The organism is Moritella sp. (assembly GCF_013215705.1).
In the GTDB taxonomy this organism is placed as follows: Bacteria; Pseudomonadota; Gammaproteobacteria; order Enterobacterales; family Moritellaceae; genus Moritella.
In genome coordinates, this window is the sequence record NZ_JABSQR010000012.1 from 129,685 (window position 1) to 150,414 (window position 20,730).

At 41.1% G+C, this 20,730-nt stretch carries 14 protein-coding genes and 1 tRNA gene; 2 read left to right on the plus strand and 13 right to left on the minus strand.

All coding sequences use genetic code 11. The annotated features are described in order from the left end of the window. Positions 1-86: 86 nt before the first annotated feature. The 5 genes from deoA to HRT96_RS10055 all read right to left on the minus strand — a co-directional run bounded on the left by deoA (position 87) and on the right by HRT96_RS10055 (position 7,278). On the minus strand, positions 87-1,418 hold the full coding sequence (gene deoA, locus HRT96_RS10035; RefSeq protein ID WP_293155775.1) for a thymidine phosphorylase: 1,332 nt from the start codon (positions 1,416-1,418) through the stop codon (positions 87-89). A 194-nt stretch (positions 1,419-1,612) separates the two neighbouring features. Next, positions 1,613-2,386, minus strand: a complete 774-nt coding sequence (gene deoC / locus HRT96_RS10040) for a deoxyribose-phosphate aldolase (protein WP_293155778.1) — start codon at positions 2,384-2,386, stop codon at positions 1,613-1,615. Between the two features lie 703 nt (positions 2,387-3,089). Further along, a complete protein-coding gene (locus tag HRT96_RS10045; RefSeq protein WP_293155781.1) occupies positions 3,090-4,313 on the minus strand; it encodes a NupC/NupG family nucleoside CNT transporter in 1,224 nt (407 codons plus the stop codon). Positions 4,314-5,022: 709 nt separating this feature from the next. After that, positions 5,023-6,246 (minus strand): NupC/NupG family nucleoside CNT transporter, encoded by a 1,224-nt coding sequence (locus HRT96_RS10050; RefSeq protein WP_293155783.1) that lies wholly within the window; start codon positions 6,244-6,246, stop codon positions 5,023-5,025. A 219-nt stretch (positions 6,247-6,465) separates the two neighbouring features. After that, positions 6,466-7,278 (minus strand): TatD family hydrolase, encoded by an 813-nt coding sequence (locus HRT96_RS10055; RefSeq protein ID WP_293155785.1) that lies wholly within the window; start codon positions 7,276-7,278, stop codon positions 6,466-6,468. A gap of 80 nt (positions 7,279-7,358) precedes the next feature. Here HRT96_RS10055 and HRT96_RS10060 point away from each other — a divergent pair, with 80 nt between their 5' ends. Continuing rightward, entirely contained in the window at positions 7,359-8,390 is a 1,032-nt protein-coding gene (locus HRT96_RS10060) for a GGDEF domain-containing protein (protein WP_293155788.1), read from the plus strand. Positions 8,391-8,486: 96 nt separating this feature from the next. Here the strand turns inward: HRT96_RS10060 and HRT96_RS10065 are convergent, their stop codons facing one another. From HRT96_RS10065 to dauA, 4 genes are all read right to left on the minus strand, one after another. Next, positions 8,487-10,553: a S9 family peptidase gene (locus HRT96_RS10065; RefSeq protein ID WP_293155815.1), complete on the minus strand. Its 2,067-nt coding sequence runs from the start codon at positions 10,551-10,553 to the stop codon at positions 8,487-8,489. 200 nt (positions 10,554-10,753) lie between these two features. After that, positions 10,754-12,637 carry a DEAD/DEAH box helicase gene (locus HRT96_RS10070; protein ID WP_293155791.1) on the minus strand — a complete coding sequence of 628 codons (1,884 nt, stop codon included), beginning with the start codon at positions 12,635-12,637 and terminating at the stop codon, positions 10,754-10,756. 347 nt (positions 12,638-12,984) lie between these two features. Beyond that, the gene (gene prfC, locus HRT96_RS10075; protein ID WP_293155794.1) at positions 12,985-14,571 is read right to left on the minus strand and encodes a peptide chain release factor 3; all 1,587 of its coding nucleotides are present in this window, start codon (positions 14,569-14,571) and stop codon (positions 12,985-12,987) included. 80 nt (positions 14,572-14,651) lie between these two features. Further along, positions 14,652-16,376 (minus strand): C4-dicarboxylic acid transporter DauA, encoded by a 1,725-nt coding sequence (gene dauA, locus HRT96_RS10080; protein ID WP_293155797.1) that lies wholly within the window; start codon positions 16,374-16,376, stop codon positions 14,652-14,654. 317 nt (positions 16,377-16,693) lie between these two features. Between dauA and HRT96_RS10085 the strand changes: the two genes are divergently transcribed. Then, the gene (locus tag HRT96_RS10085; protein WP_366051026.1) at positions 16,694-17,611 is read left to right on the plus strand and encodes a manganese-dependent inorganic pyrophosphatase; all 918 of its coding nucleotides are present in this window, start codon (positions 16,694-16,696) and stop codon (positions 17,609-17,611) included. Between the two features lie 95 nt (positions 17,612-17,706). Here the strand turns inward: HRT96_RS10085 and HRT96_RS10090 are convergent, their stop codons facing one another. The 4 genes from HRT96_RS10090 to HRT96_RS10105 form a co-directional block, all read right to left on the minus strand. Continuing rightward, a complete protein-coding gene (locus HRT96_RS10090; protein WP_293155800.1) occupies positions 17,707-19,494 on the minus strand; it encodes a long-chain fatty acid--CoA ligase in 1,788 nt (595 codons plus the stop codon). Positions 19,495-19,626: 132 nt separating this feature from the next. After that, a complete protein-coding gene (rimI, locus tag HRT96_RS10095; protein ID WP_293155803.1) occupies positions 19,627-20,067 on the minus strand; it encodes a ribosomal protein S18-alanine N-acetyltransferase in 441 nt (146 codons plus the stop codon). A 10-nt stretch (positions 20,068-20,077) separates the two neighbouring features. Next, positions 20,078-20,479 (minus strand): DNA polymerase III subunit psi, encoded by a 402-nt coding sequence (locus tag HRT96_RS10100; RefSeq protein WP_293155806.1) that lies wholly within the window; start codon positions 20,477-20,479, stop codon positions 20,078-20,080. A 35-nt stretch (positions 20,480-20,514) separates the two neighbouring features. Further along, positions 20,515-20,590 (minus strand) — tRNA-Trp (locus HRT96_RS10105). Between the last annotated feature and the right edge of the window lie 140 nt (positions 20,591-20,730).

A 20,730-nucleotide genomic window follows, 5' to 3' on the forward strand; every position in this document is an offset into this window, starting at 1 on the left:
GTTATAAACAGTACTATTCGTTATAAACAGTACTGTTCGTTATCGACTTGTCTGTCTATTATTAATCAGCAAATACTCACTAAACGTTAGACATCGGAAAGTCGTATTTGTTGATAAACATCTGCGCTTGCTGCAGGTTGTGTATCGCCAATATGGATTGACTGCAAGATCTCTGCTTGTGCGGCATCAAACTGTGCTTCACTGCGAGCATGCACCATAGCAACGGGTGTGTGTGCATCTAACTGTTGACCCAGAGCAGCAATATCAGATAAACCAACCGCATAATCGATTTGATCTGTCGCCACCCGACGGCCACCTCCCATAGCAACAACGGCCATACCGAAACCACGGGTATCCATTTTGGTTAGATAACCACTTTGCGTTGCAAATACGGGACGAATAATGTCTGTTTTTGGTAAGTGTAGGTCATAGTTGTCAACAAAATCTGCTGGTCCACCTAAACCTGTGACCATAGCGCCAAATAATTCCGCGGCTTTACCATTATCTAATACAGCTTGTAATTTATGACGGGCATCATCCGCATTTGTCGCCAGATTTGCTGATACTAACATTTCTACACTCAGCGCCATAGTAACAGCAAACAAACGTGGATTGCGGTATTCACCCGTTAGGAACCGCACTGCTTCACGTACTTCAATCGCATTACCGGCACTGCTTGCCAATACTTGGTTCATGTCCGTAATTAATGCCGATGTTTTACAACCGGCGCCATTAGCAACCGAAACAATGCTCTTAGCCAGTTCAACCGATTGTTCATGGGTTGGCATGAATGCACCACTGCCCGATTTAACATCCATCACTAGCGCATCAAGACCAGCAGCGAGTTTCTTCGATAAAATTGACGCGGTGATCAGCGAGATAGATTCTACCGTCGCGGTAATATCGCGAATACCGTAGAAGCGTTTATCGGCTGGGGCTAAGTTTGCCGATTGACCGACAATCGCCACCCCGCTGTCTTTTACTACTTGACGGAATTGCGCATTATCCACGGTGGTTTGATAACCCGGGATCGCATCCAGTTTATCTAATGTACCACCGGTATGACCTAGGCCACGGCCTGAGATCATCGGTACAAAACCACCACATGCCGCAACCATAGGACCAAGCATTAGTGAAATAACATCACCAACACCACCCGTTGAATGTTTATCAACGATAGGGCCATTAAGTTGCATCGCATCCCAATTTAATACTTCACCTGAATCACGCATAGCCGTGGTGATCGCAATACGTTCATCCATGGTCATGTCATTAAAATACGTTGCCATTGCAAAGGCAGCAATTTGTCCTTCCGAGATACTGTTATCAGCAATACCATTAACAAAATATTCAATTTCAGCACGACTTAATTCTTCACCATTACGTTTACGGCGAATAATTTCTTGCGGTATAAACATAACTATCTAATCCTTTAATTGGACAAAGCTACTCCTTGAATAGGGAAAAGCTTAGCTTTAAATACAGAAAGTTAGGATCGAATAAGCACATGTTGTATTGATTAAGCCTATCAGTTATTACCAACATGGGTCTTAATCAATACCAAACACTTGGTTTGTGGATATTGCTATGTTCGAGCCTGAGAACTAGATAATTAGTAACCGCTGCTGTCAGCTGGTTTGTCAGCTAATTCAAGTTCAGCTAATAAGTTAGCAAGTAAACTTGAAGCACCGAAACGGAATTTTGCTGGAGAAACCCAGTCTTGACCTAGAATTGATTCTGCGAGAGCCAGGTATTCACCTGCTTGTTCAGCATTTTTAACACCACCAGCTGGTTTAAAACCAACATCGGTATTTTTCTCGCTGATCACAGTAAGCATGATCTTAGCAAATTCGAGTGTGGCATTTACAGGCACTTTACCTGTAGATGTTTTAATGAAGTCTGCACCGGCATCAATTGCGATTTCGCTCGCTTGACGAATTAGAGCTTCAGTCTTAAGTTCGCCAGTTTCAACGATAACTTTAAGCTGTACGTTAGCAGGGCATGCCGCTTTACAGGCTTTAACAAGTTCAAAACCAACGTCGGCATTACCAGCCATTAAGGCGCGGTATGGGAATACCACGTCAACTTCATCAGCGCCGTAGGCAACCGCGGCTTTAGTTTCTGCCACTGCGATAGCAACATCATCGTTACCGTGTGGGAAATTGGTTACTGTAGCAATTTTTACGGTGTCAGCACCAATGGCATTCAGTGTTTTACGGGCGATAGGCACAAAGCGAGGGTAGATACACACAGCAGCAGTATTACCAGCAGCGCTTTTTGCTTTATGACACAGTTCAATGACTTTCGCATCGGTGTCATCATCATTAAGCGTCGTTAGATCCATCATGCTTAATGCACGTTGCGCTGCTACTTTAAAGTTACTCATATTAAGTCTCCGAACTTATATTTTTTTACAAGCCAATGTTTTATAAATCAATTTTTATAAAACAATAGAAAATCATAGCAATGAATGTTATTGCTAGCGGTAGCTATTCTGGCATTATTCTAATAAAGACGTGTTTAACCTAAGGTAACGACCTAAGTTAAATGGATGACGTATTAACGATTAACATTTCCTATCAATATAAATATTAAAATAAACATTAATCTAACTATCAACATAACTATCTTTATGACAAATATCCATGAAGAATAACTATGCGGACTTGGTTCCGTGAAGACTTGATATGACTATCAATTAACATCCTTGTAACCGCGCTGATACGTCTGACCTAGGCTTATCTTAAGCTTAAAAGGTAAGGCGTATCGAACGAAAAACACCAACAGTACTTCATGTACTATTAGTTTAAACTACATAACCAAAGTTACGCTAAGTGACAAATAAATCAAGCAATAAATATAATCATAACCGACCTACTTCTCACAACGTGCAAATAAACAACAATAAAACAATATATTAAATGTATGGCTAGGTAAGCTTATTTTTTATTGAATATAAGGTTATAAAATGAGCTTTTATATTATCCAAAAAAATGCCCCCAGCTGTCAATAAAACCACCTGGAGGCATCTGTTATGTTATAACCATCATGACAACAGTTATAACATGTCGTACTTTTAGCTAACAGTATTAAGCTAAGAATAAACCCGCGAGTGCAGCACTCATTAAGTTAGCGAGAGAAGCAGCAAGTACCGCTTTTATCCCCATGCTGGCAATATCGGCACGACGTGTCGGTGCTAAGCTACCTAAACCACCCAGTAAAATAGCAATCGATGAGAAGTTAGCAAAACCACACAGTGCAAATGAGATGATGATTTGTGTATGCTCAGATAGTTCGTTGTTTTTAATGTAGCTAACGAAGTCGAGGAAAGCAACAAACTCATTCACCACCAGTTTTTGACCGATGAAACTACCCGCCGCAACCGCTTCATGCCATGGCACACCGATTACGAATGCCAATGGTGAGAAGATCCAACCTAAGATCATTTGAATCGTTAATTCAGGCATATCGAACCAAGCACCGATACCACCTGTGATACCATTTGCTAATGCAATCAAGCCAACGAATGCAATTAACATGGCACCCACGTTAAGCGCTAACATCATACCTGAAGAAGCACCCGCAGCTGCTGCGTCTAGTACGTTTGCTGGTTTGTCTTCATCGCTATCATCAAGATCATCAAGCGTTATTTTTGGTGTTTCTGTTTCCGGTTTAATGATTTTAGCCATTAATAAACCACCCGGTGCGGCCATGAATGACGCTGCAACCAAGTACTCAATTTTAATACCCAAACCAGCGTAACCCGCTAATACTGAACCAGCGATTGAAGCCAGACCACCTACCATCACCGCAAATAGCTCTGATTTAGTCATTGATTTAATAAACGGACGCACCACCAATGGCGCTTCAGTTTGACCAACAAAGATATTTGCTGTTGCAGAAAGTGATTCTGAGCGGCTCGTACCGAGAAATTTTTGTAGACCGCCACCAACAAAGTTGATCACTACGCTCATCACACCTATATAATATAATACCGCAATCAGTGAAGAGAAGAACACGATAACGGGCAATACGTTAATCGCAAAGATAAAACCAAGTTTGAATCTGGCTAAGTCACCAAATAAGAATTGAATACCTTCATTACCATAAGCAATGACGTTTGCGACACCCGTTGATAAACCTTGCAGTAACTCTTTACCGAAAGGAACGTACAAAATAAAGGCACCAATAACGACCTGGATAGCAAATGCACCACCAACAGTGCGAAGGTTAATTGCTTTTCTGTTATCAGATAACAGTACCGCCAAACCGAGTAGGACAAATACGCCTACAATACCCATAATAAAATTCATCAGGAACAATCTCCAATTTTCGCTGTTAAAGCGTTCTTCAATAGTGAAATCATAGCAATTAATGTTAATTGCTAGCGGTAGCTATTCAGGCATTATTTTAATAAATAGAAGTGTGTAACTGCAGCTAAATTGGTGATGAATCTAATGACTAATACAACAATTAATCTAACTCTCGACATAACTATTTTTAAGGCAATATCCATTAAGAATAACTATGCGGACTTGGTTCCGTGAAGACTTGATATATACCCAAATCACTTCAAATCCGCGATAAGAAGTAGCTTGGGTATAACTATCAATTAACATCCCTATAACCGCGCTAATACGACTTATCTATCACCTTTATCCTAGGTCAAAGAGTCCGTGGTATTGAACGAAAAACACCAAAAGTACATCGTGTACAATTAGTCTAAATACTCAATTAAGGTTACGCCCAACGACAAGAAAATCAAGCAATAACCCCCTGCAGAAACGACCTACCTCTCACAACGAGAATATATATAACCATAAAGCAACTTATTAAATATAGGGTTGTCGAAATAGCCTATTTATGGCGCTCTCGATAATAAATCGGATTATAAAAAATAAAGATTTATGCCGCTCAAAAAAAATGCCCCCAAACTGTCTATTAAACAATTTGGAGGCATCTATTATTTTATAACCGTCATAACAACGGTGTACAAATTATCATTATTTTAAACTAACAGTCTTAAGCTAAGAACAGACCCGCTAATGCAGCACTCATTAAGTTAGCGAGAGAAGCAGCAAGTACCGCTTTTATCCCCATGCTGGCAATATCGGCACGACGTGTCGGTGCTAAGCTACCTAAACCACCCAGTAAAATGGCAATCGATGAGAAGTTAGCAAAACCACACAGTGCAAATGAGATGATTATTTGTGTATGATCCGACAATTCGTTATTTTTAATGTAGTTAACGAAGTCTAGGAAAGCAACAAACTCATTCACCACCAATTTTTGGCCGATGAAGCTACCAGCCGCAACCGCTTCATGCCATGGCACACCGATTACGAATGCTAATGGCGAGAAAACCCAACCTAAGATCATTTGGATCGTTAGCTCTGGCATATCGAACCAAGCACCGATTCCACCTGTGATACCATTTGCTAATGCGATTAGACCAACGAATGCGATTAACATCGCACCCACGTTAAGTGCTAACATCATACCCGAAGATGCACCTGCAGCAGCAGCGTCTAGTACGTTTGCTGGTTTTTCTTCATCAGAATCATCAAGATCATCTAACGTCGATTTTGGTGTTTCTGTTTCTGGTTTAATGATTTTAGCCATTAATAGACCACCCGGTGCCGCCATGAATGACGCTGCAACCAAGTACTCAATTTTAATACCAAGACCAGCATAACCCGCCAGTACTGATCCCGCGATAGAAGCAAGACCACCCACCATCACAGCGAATAGCTCTGATTTAGTCATTGATTTAATAAACGGACGCACCACCAGTGGTGCTTCAGTTTGACCAACAAAGATATTTGCTGTTGCAGACAGTGATTCTGAACGACTTGTTCCTAATAATTTCTGTAAGCCACCACCGATAAAGTTAATTACCACACTCATTACACCGATATAGTATAAAACAGCGATTAATGATGAGAAGAATACGATTACTGGTAATACGTTGATTGCAAAAATGAAACCAAGTTTGAATCTGGCCAAGTCACCAAATAAGAATTGAATACCTTCATTACCATAAGCAATGACGTTAGCAACACCGGTAGAAAGACCTTGCAGTAAATCTTTACCAAGTGGAACGTACAAAATAAAGGCACCAATAGCAACCTGGATAGCAAATGCGCCACCAACAGTGCGAAGGTTAATCGCTTTTCTGTTATCAGATAACAGTACAGCTAAGCCGAGTAGAACGAAAACGCCTACAATACCCATTACAAAATTCATCAGGAATAATCTCCAAGTTTCGCTTCAGAAGTGTTTTTGTGTATTTATGTCACAATCAAAATAGTAGATAGAATTGTAATGAATAGTAAATTTACGATTTTATCATTGATTATCATAATTGGCGCGATTATAACTGTTATTGGTCACTTGTTAAATACTTGAGATCAGACCGCCATAAAAAGTTTCAAAAAAGTGCGGTTATTTACAATTTGAATCAATTTACGACAAAAACAGCTCGGTAAATGTACGAAGATTGGTTTTTGCAATTAATTCTGCCGGTTCTTGTCGTAATTCAATCAACGTCTGTAACACTTTTGCAATATTTTCAGGTTCATTACGACGTCCTTGATAGCCTGATATAGGCATATCTGGCGAGTCTGTTTCCAACAATAATGACGATAGCGGTAATTCACTGACTGCTTGCCGCGTTTTAGCCGCCCTTGGATAGGTGATCACCCCGCCAATCCCCAATTTAAACCCCAATTTTATATATTGCATACCCAATTGACTACTACCACTAAAACCGTGGATCACGCCACCACGGGGTAATTTAGCCTGCTGTAGTAATTGAATTAATTCGTTATGGGCTTTACGGCAATGTAAAATAACCGGTAAATCATATTGCTTAGCTAACAATAGTTGCTGCTTACAAATTTGCAATTGTTGTTCGAACGGAAAATCGACCGCTTTATCTAGCCCAAACTCACCAACAGCAACAATATCTTGCTCTGTTGCTAAATATTCATCAAGTAATTGCAAATGGCTGATGTCGAAGTCTGCCAGAAAATACGGATGGATACCTAATGCCGGATAAACACCATCATGCTGATTGGCCAGCGCCAAAACAGCCTGCCAATTATGCGCGCCAATACCAGGCACCAAAAAGTGTTGAACGCCCTTATCCCTCGCTCGGTTTAAGACCGCGATTAGATCGGTATTAAAGTCGGCGAAATCTAAATGGCAGTGACTGTCGGTTAGCTCTTTCACGATATATTCAGCCCTTCTTTCATGGTGCATATAAAATTGTGACATAAAGATATAGTGTAACTTGGTGCATAATTTGATTTAATAGCAGGGTTAATCATCCGTTAAGAACCCCTATGGAAAGCTGCATGTCGAAAAAACTCTTTGCTTTATCTGCTCAATATTTTAAAAAAGCCATGCCGCTGATGATCCAGTATCAGATTCCAACGACGCCAACCAACTACGCACTGTGGTATCACTATGTTTCTGATAATAATAGTGCATTAAAAAAGCAGCTGGATGATAAAATTGCCCTACACGGCACTTGTACACCAGCGGCGAGTGAAGAACTCTACCAACGCTTTATTGTTGATAAACGCGAACAAGAGCTCACCCAATTACGCAGTGAACTCGATTCGATGACCAATGAATTGAGTAGCTCATTACACGATACCCTGAATGATACCAATGAATTTGATCGGATGTTGAATAAATGTTTGAACGAATTATCTTGTGTTGAAGAAGATGGATTTTCGATCGAAAAAACATTATCTGCCGTCCGTGAGCTAGTAAAAGAATCCCATGATGTACGCTCATCAACACGCCATTTCAGAAGCCAACTACACGAAGCGCAAGCCGAAATTGCACAATTACGTGAAACCTTATTAGAAACCCAACATGATGCCATGCACGATAGCCTAACAGGGCTGCTTAATCGCCGGGTATTTAGTAAAGAAATTGAAACGTTTTGCAGCAACCCAAGTTTAAACCGTAATTTTTCGCTCTTAATGGTCGATATCGATAACTTTAAAGCCTTTAACGATGATTTCGGCCACCAACTCGGAGACCAAGTATTAAAAGCTATCGCCAAACGTATTGCCGACAGTTGCCAAGAAGGTGAGCAAGTGTTTCGCTATGGTGGCGAAGAGTTTGTACTTATCTTGCCCAATAAAACCTTTACCACAGCCCGTCAGAATGCCGAATCTATTCGCCGTGCGATTGAACGTTTAAGTATTCGAGACAAAAGAACAGGTAAAGTTATTGATAATATCACTGTTTCTATCGGGGTGAGTGAGAATAAACCGCGTGATACCAGTCATGAGATTCTAACGCGAGCCGATCTGCAGCTATATGAAGCAAAACGTCTTGGCCGTAATCGGGTCATGCCAATGCCACGTTAAACGCTGTTACAAATAGCAATATAGCCTGAGTTGATAATCTAGAGCAAGTGATCTAAGTCACTAATAGCGGCTTAGATCACTTGCTCATGATTTATGTTACAGCGCTGTACACTTAGCGAGATCCAGCATGAAAGCATATTCTTTCGCGGTATCATGATAATGCTGGAAGCGACCTGATTTACCACCGTGACCAGTGTCCATATCCGTATGCAGCAACAATACATTGGCATCGGTTTTTAATTCACGCAGCTTCGCTACCCACTTTGCCGGTTCCCAATATTGTACTTGTGAATCATGCAATCCTGTTGTCACCAATAAATGTGGATACGCTTGGGCGATGACCTGATCATAAGGGCTGTATGACAACATATAATGATAATACGCTTCCTCATTAGGATTGCCCCACTCGTCATATTCACCCGTTGTCAGTGGAATAGACTCATCAAGCATAGTACTGACTACATCAACAAAGGGTACTGCAGCAACGACACCGTGATATAACTCAGGGGCTATGTTTATCACTGTCCCCATCAATAGGCCGCCAGCCGAACCACCCATCGCATAGACTCGCTTAGGATCAGCATAACCTTGTGCGATTAAACCTTTGGTCACAGCGGTGAAATCCGTAAAGGTATTCATTTTTTTCAGTAGTTTACCGTTTTCATACCAATCACGCCCTAACTCTTCGCCACCACGGATATGGGCAATGGCATAAACAAAACCACGGTCGAGTAAACTCAGGAGCGAAGCGCTAAAGTACGGGTCGATACTCGAGCCATAAGAACCATAAGCATATTGTAGTATTGGATTGGCGCTAGTTTTTGAAAATAGTGCGGTTTTATATACTAAAGATACCGGGATCTTAGCGCCATCGTCAGCCGTTATCCAAACGCGTTCACTCTGGTACGCTTGCGCACAAAAATCACCAACCACCGCTTGCTGTTTTAATACTTCGCGTTCATCACTATCGAGGTTTAATTGATAGGTTGTGGTTGGTGTGGTTAAGCTTGAATAACCATAACGTAATTTGTCGGTGTCAGGATCAGGGTTTGTGCCTAACCAGGCCGTATAAGTTGGATCATCAAACTTAATGATTTTCTCTGCATTGGTTTGCCAGTTAATTTGACGTAAAAACGTTAAACCTTGCTCACGCTCTTCAACAACGAGCCAATCACGGAACAGCTCATAACTTTCTAATAACACCTGCTCACGCGCTGGAATAATGGTTTGCCATTGTTGCGTATCGGCGATTGTCGCTAATGTAGCTGACATCAATGCAAAGTTTTTACCCGTTTTGTTACTGCGAATATAAAACTGCTGACGATAATGATCAACGCTATATTCATGACCACGTTCGCGACCAAGCAGAAGCGTAAACGCTTCTGTCGGCTTATCCGCAGGTAATGCATGTACCTCAGACGTCATGGTGCTGCTTAATGACAACATGATGTAATCATCAGAGGTCGATTTATAAATGTCAGTGTAAAAAGTATCGTCCAACTCTTCATAAACCAGTACATCAGTGCTGATGTCGGTACCAAGTTGATGGCGATAAACTTGATAAGGCAATAATGTGGTTGGGTGTTTTTTTACATAAAATAACGTTTTACTGTCATTCGCCCATACTACAGATTCAGTATCTTCAATTTCTTCCGGGTACGCTTTACCGGTATCAAGATTAAGGAAACGTAAACGATATTGACGACGACTCACGGTATCTTCAGAAAAAGCTAAGACTTGATGGTTTGGGCTTATTGCTAATTCACCTAACTGATAGTACTCATGGTCTTTAGCACGTTCATTGGCATCGAGTAATACTTGCCACTGGGCGTCGGCATTATCCTTTCGCCAGCTATATACTGGATATTCCTTACCTTCCGAAAAACGAGTTTGATACCAATAACCTTTCTTCAAATACGGCACAGAGGCATCGTCTTGTTTTACTCGCGCCACCATTTCATCATAAAGCTCAGTTTGTAATGACGCTAACGGTGATAACACCGCTTGGGTATAGTTATTTTCTTGCTCTAAATAGCTTAACACTTGCTTGTTTTTACGTTCATCATCACGTAACCAAAAATAGTCGTCTTGGCGAGTATGCTGATGAATAGTCATTGAATGCGCTTGCTTCATCGCAACGGGCGCAGTGGTCGAGAGGTCCATTTTCACAAGAAGAAATCCTATAAATTAATTGAAGAGATGTGACTTATTTATACCTAAGTATTGATGCCTAAGTACTCATTACATTAGACAAACAATTATTTATGCAATGTGATGAGTATTAATATCCCAGATGCAAAAAAGGAGCGCAAGCGCTCCTTTTCATATATTTAACTATTAACTATTAATTGTTAACGAGTTAATTAGTCACGACGTGGACGACGTGGACGACGTTCTTCGCCACCAGTAGATTCACGACGTTCGCCACCACCAGTAGAATCACGGCGTTGACCACGATGTCCGCGATCATTGTCACGTGCTGGACGATCGTTACTACGTGGCGCGCTGCTGCGTTCTTGACGACCTTCAGCTGCAACACCTTCAAGTTTGCTCATGCGTAATGCTTTGTTACAAACATAAACTTGTTGTAGTTGTTGTAACTGCTCGCTTGGCATACCTTTTGGTAATTCAATTGTTGAGTAGTCATCATGTAGACGGATACCGCCGATGTTACGGCTGTTGATATTCGCTTCATTAGCAATAGCGCCAACGATGTTCTTAACTTGAACACCATCATTACGACCAACTTCAATACGGAAAACTTCCATTTCTGCAGCTGGACGACGCTCACCACGTTCGCCACGTTCAGGACGGTCACCACGATCACGGCGTTCGCCACGGTCGCCACGATCGTTGCGATCACGGCCACGATCACCACGGTCATCATCACGGAAGCTACGTTCACGACGTGGCGCTTCTGGTGGTAATACTAATGGTTTTTCTTTCTGAGCCATAAATAATAACGCAGATGCAAGATCTAATTCGCTTAGTTCTAACTCTTCAGAAAGTTGACCAACTAAGTTTTTGTAGAAATCTAGATTTTCTTTACCAGAAGAAAGTTCAGATAACTGATCACGGAATGATGAAATACGTTTTTTCGTCACATCATCACGTGAAGGCAGATCCATCATAGTTAATGGCTGACGTGTAGCACGTTCAATCGCTTTTAATAAGCGACGTTCGCGTGGTGCTGCAAATAAGATTGCAGTACCTTTACGTCCAGCACGGCCTGTACGGCCAATACGGTGAACGTATGATTCTGTATCAGTTGGGATATCGTAGTTAATTACGAGGTCAATACGAGGAACGTCAAGACCACGTGCCGCAACGTCAGTTGCGATAACAATATCTAACTGGCCACTTTTCAGACGACTTACAGTGCGCTCACGCATTGCTTGGTTTAAGTCACCGTTTAGTGCAGCAGCAGAATAACCGCGTGCTTCTAATTTCTCAGCTAGTTCAACAGTCATTGTTTTAGTACGAGCAAAGATGATCACGCCATCGTAGTCTTCAGTTTCAAGAATACGTGTTAGGCCGTCAAGTTTTGCCTGTAAACCACCAATGATTAAACATTTTTGTTCAATGTTTTCAACAGTTGATGTTTTATTTGCAATTTTAACCGAAGTTGGGTTAGTCATAAAACGTTTGGTAATACGACGAATTTCTTCAGGCATAGTTGCAGAGAACAACGCCATTTGACGTTCTGCAGGTGTTTTAGACAGAATTGATTCTACATCGTCAATAAAGCCCATGCGTAGCATTTCATCAGCTTCATCAAGTACTAACGCTTTAATACCAGAAAGATCAAGCGTACCACGGTTAATGTGATCAATCACACGGCCAGGAGTACCAACAATCACTTGTGGGTTGCGTTTAAGTGCTTTTAGCTGAATCGGGTAGCTTTGACCACCGTAGATAGGTAACACATGGAATCCACGCATATGACGTGAGTATGTTTGGAATGCTTCAGCAACTTGAATCGCTAACTCACGAGTTGGTGCTAGCACCAATATCTGTGGTTTAGTCAATGCAGTATCAATGTTACTCAATAATGGTAATGCAAACGCAGCAGTTTTGCCCGTACCAGTCTGTGCCATACCTAGCACATCACCACCGTTCTGTAGTAACGGAATACATTCAGCTTGAATTGGCGTAGGTGCTTCATAACCTAGATCATTCAACACTTGTAAAATTGGTTCAGGTAAATTTAAATCAGTAAATTGTACTACGGGTGATGTATCAGACATTCACGGGCCTCAGGTAGACGGGTCTTTGAATAAAGCTATATCAAATTATAGCTCCACATATTGTATTTCGTGCGCAAAATTAGTGGTCTTTTGCTCAAACTCTTTTAAGAGCGAAGCCACATAAAAAGGCCGACGTAGTATACTACAGTTAAAAATTAAAATCAGAATTTATGCGATCTAAATCACATAAAAAGCAAAAAACATCTAACCGTTTAAAAAGAATAAATAAAAATCAACAACTTAAAACTTGATAATAAAAACAAGTTAATATTATAAAATGTTACTCAAAAAAAAACCTCACCTCAAAAGAGGTAAGGTTTATGACTAAATCCAGTAAAATTTGTCGCTTAGTGCTCGCGAGTCTCACGGAAAATAATATCAGGATAACGCTCTTGTGCAAGGCGTAAATTAACCATAGTCGGAGCAATATAGGTTAAGTTATTACCACCATCTAATGCAATATTGTCCCAGGCTTTCTTTTTGAACTCTTCTAACTTACGTGGATCTTCACAATCAACCCAACGTGCAGTCGCCACGCTGATGCCTTCATAAATCGCATCCACTTTATATTCACTACGTAAGCGATGCACCACCACATCAAACTGCAGTACACCAACTGCGCCTACGATCAAATCGTTAGAGCGTTGAGGACGGAACACCTGTACGGCACCTTCTTCAGACAACTGAATCAGACCTTTTTGCAATTGCTTTTGCTTTAGTGGATCTTTCAAACGAATACGACGGAACATTTCCGGCGCAAAGTTAGGAATACCAGTAAATTTCAATAACTCACCTTGGGTAAACGTATCACCGATTTGGATCGTACCATGGTTGTGTAGACCAATAATATCACCCGGATATGCTTCTTCAGTTTGAGTACGATCACCCGCCATAAAGGTGACCGCATCGGAAATGCTGACATCTTTATTTAAACGTACATGCTTCATTTTCATGCCTTTGCTGTATTTTCCAGAGCAAACGCGCATGAAAGCAATACGGTCACGGTGTTTTGGATCCATATTCGCCTGGATCTTAAAGATGAAACCAGAGAAGTCATCTTCATTTGGCTTAACTGTACGTTGATCTGTTACACGAGGTTGCGGCTTAGGTGCCCACTCGATTAAACCATCAAGTACATGATCAACACCAAAGTTACCGAGCGCGGTACCAAAGTATACCGGCGTTAATTCACCCGCCATAAATAATTCATAATCGAATTTATTTGCCGCGCCTTGAACAAGCTCCATCTCTTCACGTAATTGCTCAGCGTAATCGCCGAGTGCTTCGTCAAGTTCTGGGTTGTTAATGCCTTTAATCACACGACTGTCTTGGATCATATGACCCTGACCAGAGTTATACATGATCACTTCATCACGTAGAATGTGGTAAACACCTTTTAGTTCTTTGCCCATGCCGATCGGCCAAGTAATGGGTGCACATGCAATTTTTAATACTTCTTCAACTTCATCCATCAAATCAATTGGATCGCGAATATCACGGTCAATTTTATTCATGAAGGTAATAATTGGTGTATCACGCAAGCGTGTTACTTCCATCAATTTTACGGTACGTGTTTCTACGCCTTTGGCCGAGTCAATGACCATTAAGCATGAGTCGACAGCGGTTAGGGTACGGTAAGTATCTTCCGAGAAATCTTCATGTCCAGGCGTATCCAGTAAGTTAATTAACCGGTCACGATACGGGAACTGCATGACCGAGGTGGTTACCGAAATACCACGTTCTTTTTCCATTTCCATCCAGTCAGATTTAGCATGCTGACCTGATTTTTTACCTTTCACAGTACCGGCTTTTTGTAAGGCGTTGCCGAATAATAATACTTTTTCGGTAATCGTTGTTTTACCAGCATCGGGATGCGAGATAATCGCAAAAGTACGTCTTTTCGACACCTCTTGCTCAAGAATGCTATTTGACATGAATGAGTCTTCTCATTGGGTTAGATCTAATGGGCGCTATTTTCGCTGAAATCACAGTAAGACACAAGGTCGAGCTGCAATTAATAATTGGCAATTTCAGTTAATGCTTCATGTAATGTCGGACTAAAAGAGGTCACGCCGCCAATAGGCTGCACACCCGCTCTGGCTAACGTTTTTAATGGTTGAAATTGCAGATCACAAAATATCACTTGGGTATTGTAGATCTTACACTGATTAATGAATTGCTCCATAGCGGCTAGCCCGCCAGCATCGAGTAATGGCACAGCATCTAAATACAGCACAAAACCATCAACCTCATTGGTTTTATCCGCTAACTCTGAAAATACGCGATCGGCAGCCGCAAAAAATAATGGTCCGTTAATTTTAAATACCCGCCAACCAGCCGGAATTTTAGTGGTTATAAGCCGTTTATTATCGGTAATATCGGTGACTTTAACCATTTCTGCAATTTCTTTCATGAACAATACCGCTGCTAACAAGATGCCAGCTGTAATTGCCAATACCATATCAAACACAATAGTAAACGAAAAACAAATGGCGAAAACCCAAAGGTCACTCTTCGGCGCGGTCTTTAATAAGTGTAATGCTTTGCCCGCTTCGCTCATATTCCAAGCCACAACGAGTAATAACGCGGCCATCGAAGACATAGGTAAATAAGCCAGTAATGGTGCTAGTAACACTAAACTCGCCAACACCACTAAACCGTGAATAATAGCTGATATCGGTGTTTGCGCGCCGGCTTTAACATTCGCAGCAGAGCGAGCAATCGCGGCCGTCGCGGTAATGCCACCAAAAAATGGCACCACAATATTACCAATGCCTTGACCGAGTAATTCACTATTCGCACTATGGCGTTTACCTGTCATGCCATCCAGCACTACTGCACACAGTAAGGATTCGATTGCGCCTAACATGGCAATCGCAAATGCCGCAGGTAATAGATCAGAAATTAACTTCCAGCTCAGTACTAGCGGTTGTCCATTCGCACCGGCTTGTAACCACGGCCACTCGAAAGAAGGTAAATAGGGTGGAATACCTGCACCTTGAGTACCGTCAGGTAATAAATAATGGAAGCGACTACCAATAGTAGCAATATCCATCCCCCAATCATTTAATACCACAGCCAATAAACTGCCGAGGATAACCGCAGGTAAATGAGCCGGTACCACGGTTTTAAATTTAGGCCAAACCAGCATGATAACAAGCGTAAACGCCGCAACTGCAAAACTCGGTAAATGTAAATAAGGCAATGCATTGGCTAATACAGCCAGTTTATCCCAATAATGTTCCGGTAAAGACTCGACAGGAAGACCAAAAAAATCTTTCACCTGCAATGTTGCAATAACCACCGCAATACCACCGGTAAAACCGAGGGTTACAGCATCTGGGATATACTCAATAAAACGCCCAAGACGTAATACTGCCATGATGACTAAGATCAACCCCGACATTATCGTTGCTAATAATAAACCGCCAAAACCATACTGCTGAACAATGGGATAGAGGATAACAACAAAAGCCGCAGTGGGTCCTGAAATGCTATAGCGACTACCACCCGATATTGCAATCACAATACCACCGATAATTGCCGTATAAAGTCCATATTGAGGTGCAACACCACTCGCAATAGCAAGCGCCATCGCTAAAGGAATAGCAATGATACCAACTGTGATACCCGCTAATAGATCTTTTCCGAATTTAGCCGAGTTATAATCAGAACGACTAAACGACTCACGTAAAGCATGGGCAATACGTAACGAAAAAAGATGAGCCCTATGCTGCATTATACCGCCTTAAAGTGTTAATTAGATCACGCAATTATAATCGTCTTAGTAACAGATACAATCAAGGTCACGTCATTTCACGACAAAATAGTCGTTTGCTTGATTCACATCAGAATTACCGACTAATTGCCATAATATGTGTTCATGATCACATTAAAGATTCGATGTTATACTTAATTAATGAATAATAGTCGATAGAAAAACGTAAATAATCCGTGGAAATAATGCCGAGATCGAGCAGATAAGGTTGCACAGCTTAACCGAGATCACTATTATGTTCATTAATCCATAAACCTATAATTAATTTGGAAGCAATGATGTTAGTACTAGGACACACAAACCCTGATTGTGACAGCTTAGCAGGCTCAATCTCTCTATCTGCATTTTTAACAAAACGCGATGGCAAAACAGTAACACCTATTATGCAAGGCGAACCAAATGCAGAAGGTCTTTTCCTGCTTGAACAAGCTGGTCTAGCGTGCCCTGAAATCCGTACATCAATTGCTGGTGAAGAAGTTTGGATCATTGATTACTCTGACTTCAACCAAGCACCAAAAGATGCTCGCCAAGCTACAATTCGCGGTATCGTTGATCACCACAAACTCGGTGACTTCGAAACAGATGAGCAACTTGAAGCATGGATCTGGCCTTGCGGCTGTTCAAATACGATTGTTTACAACATGTACAAGATCAACAACATCGACATCGACCAGAAAGTTGCAGTGATGATGTTAGGTGCAATCTTAAGTGACACAGTACACTTCAACTCTCCGACCTGTACACAAATCGATATTGATGCCGCACACGAACTGGCTAAAATTGCTGGTATTGATGATATTGATGCATTCGTTACCGCACAATTTGCAGCGAAATCAGACATTGCAGCAGTGCCTTCTGAAGAACTAATCTTACGTGATCTTAAAGTTTACACCATTGGAGACAAAGACTTCTCAATTGCACAAATAGAGATCACTAACATTGATCTCGCACTGTCACGCAAAGCAGAACTACAAACTGAACTTGTTAAATATAAAGCTGAGCACGGTTACCACACCGCGTTAGTATTACTCACCGATATTACTAACCTAAACTCTGTCGCTTTAATCGAAAGTGAAGAAAGTGCGTTAGTAGCAGAAACACTTGGCGGTACCTTCGTTGACGAGCTTATCGACTTACCAAATGTTGTAAGCCGTAAAAAACAAGTATTACCACCGCTACAAACACAATTTAAGTAAACCTTCATCGATGCCTGCGAGCATAATGCCGTAGTGTGAAGACTAAAAAGGGAGCTAATTAGCTCCCTTTTCTATACTTAGCGATTACTTGACGATCATTTTTTATCACTGTTATACATTTCATCAATGTCTTTTTTGTATTCACTTTCAATGACTTTACGACGTAACTTAAGTGTCGGTGTGATCTCACCTTTTTTCATACAAAATTCACGATTAAGTAATTTGAATTTTTTTACTTTTTCAAAGTTAGCCAATTCACTTTGTAAATCTTGTAAACGTTTTTCAAACATAGTAACGATATGACTATGACGCAGCAGTTCGGCTTTACTTGAAAACTGTAAATTAATCGAGTTGGCGTATTCTTCTAATGCATCAAATGATGGCACGATTAACGCACTCACAAAATGACGTGAATCAGCAAAAATCGCAACCTGATCAATAAAGTGATCTTTATTTAATGTGCCTTCAACCAGCTGTGGTGCGATATATTTACCATTTGATGTTTTCATTAGTTCTTTAATACGTTCCGTCATGACGACTTCACCATTGGCTAAAATCTTACCTGCATCACCGGTTTTCAGCCAACCATCAATAAAGTTCTTTTCGGTTTCTTCAGGCATGTTGTAATAACCCTTCATTACCGTATCACTGCGTATTAATATCTCGTTATCATCGCCGATTTTCACTTCCATATCAGGTAATGGTAGACCGATAGAGCTAAAGTCATAGCCGGTTCCACGATGACAACATACTGTCGCCGTGGTTTCTGTCATACCATAACCAGCTTGAATCTGAATGCCTATGGACTGAAAGAACTGGTTTATATTCGGATCAACTTTCGCACCACCACAAGGTAAAAAGCGTGTATTTCCACCAAGAATGCCGCGTAGTTTAGAGAAGATAAGCCTGTCAGCAAGTTTATGCTGGCTAGCTAACCAAAAAGAGGGCTGTTGGTTACGATGAACAAGTTTAAAATGGGCTAAGCCGACTTTAGTCGCCCAGCCAAACAGCGCCTTTTTAACCGCCGATGCTGATTCTAATCGGCTATGAATAGTACTGTATATTTTTTCGTATAAACGTGGCACTGCGACTAATAGCGTAGGTTTAACTTCAGCGATAACATCAATAATCAATTTTGGATTTTCGAGATGCACGTTTTGTGCACCACAATGCATTAGATAAAAAGACCAAGTACGCTCGAGCACGTGGCTTAACGGCAAGAAGGCGATTGAAGTATCCGTTTCTGATACATCAATCATCTTGTCATGACTCGCGAAGGCAGCAGCAAAGTTAGTATAATCGAGCATGACACCTTTTGGTTGCCCTGTGGTACCAGAAGTATAAATAAGGGTAACCAGATCGTCCATATTCGCATCAGTCAATCGTTGTTCAAATTCTGCATCGGATGCTTGATTGCCTTGCTGGATAAAAGCAGAAAAGTACATTGCATTTGATTCACCTTTTAAGTCTATAACATCCGTCAGCGCAATGATCAGCTTTAAGTCATTCGTTGCTAATAGTTCAAGGGCTTTATCGAACTGTTCTTGACCACCGACAAATAGATAATCGATATCTGCATTTTTAACAATATAGCGAGTTTGCGCTGTGGTATTGGTAGGATAGATAGGAACAGTAACACAACGCGCAGCTAAAATACCTAAATCAGCAAAGCTCCATTCAGGACGATTGTTTGCCAAGATGCCGACTTTAGCTTGCACTTCACAGCCAAGAAACAACAATGCTTTAGCTACCCGATCTGAGTTATCGAGTAACGTAGACCAGTTGATATCTTGCCATTCACCGTGTTCTTTAAAACGAATTGCGGTTGTTGTTTTACGTGCCGCAAATTTAGATCTGAAACTGTTTACTAAATGTTGGGTCATTAGCTTCTCTGATTATCCATTAGTAGAATTAACGCATGATACGTCACGGATAGTAATCATTAATCAGGAATAAGTATACAAGCAATAGACGTTCCCTATTACAAAAAGACTAAAGAATCACCATGTCTTGTTTTAGACTATGTAGCACATCATAATCGCATCTTCTCTGCCTTTCGCCGCTGGATAATAATTAATGCGGCGATCGACCTCATTAAAGCCAGTGTTTAAATAAAGTTGGTAAGCACCTCGATTAGACTCGCGAACTTCTAGCCACAACTGAAACAACTCTTGCTGTTGGCATTCTTTAATTAAGTGGTTAATAAGCAGCTTACCGTAACCCTTACCTTGATGCTCAGGCGCAACGGCAATATTCAGCAGACTTGCTTCTCCAGCCACTTGGTTAGCAAAGTAATAACCTAGTATTTTCTCATCTTTCACTAATAGAAAATTAAAGTATCGAGCCCCAAAATTACTGGCTAAGATCTTATCTGACCAAGGAAATGCATGGCTCGCAGTTTCAACTTTTTGGACTAAGGGTAAATGTTCAAGTGTTAGCGGTATGATTTTTGGCATTAAAGACTCGTTATTGCATATAACTGACGATTTGTTGCCAAAGCTGCTTTTTCGCTTGAGCAGAATGCAACAGTACATCTAAATGAGGTGATGATAGTTGCTGTTTTGCAGCAAGATCAGATTGTTTACAGCCAATCGTCCAGATCCATTCCGGCGTTTGGTAATAATACTTTAGCTCTTCTTCGGTGATGATATGGCTTTGATTTAGTTCAAACTGTAACGTACGCAAAATTTGTTTAATAAATTGGCTATGTGGGGCAAGTTTATCGTTAGCGATAATTAAAATTTGGCAATGTTTGGGTAATGCTATTTTTTCAGCTTGACTAGCGAGATGAGGAAATTGTTCAGGCTTATGACATTGCCATAATGTGATACCCATTTGCTGCAAGTAATAACGTGAAAAATTACTCATTGGATAACCATATCATGAAGATTAACAGAAGAAATTGGCAGGGGTGGAGAGATTCGAACTCCCATCACGCGGATTTGGAATCCGCTGCTCTGCCGTTGGAGCTACACCCCTAAAACTGTCTATTTAAGACTACGTCTTAAATAATATCTACTCAGACTAGGTCTAAATACATAGTAATTTGGCGCTTGGCGATGCCCTACTCTCACATGGGGAAACCCCACACTACCATCGGCGTTATTACGTTTCACTAC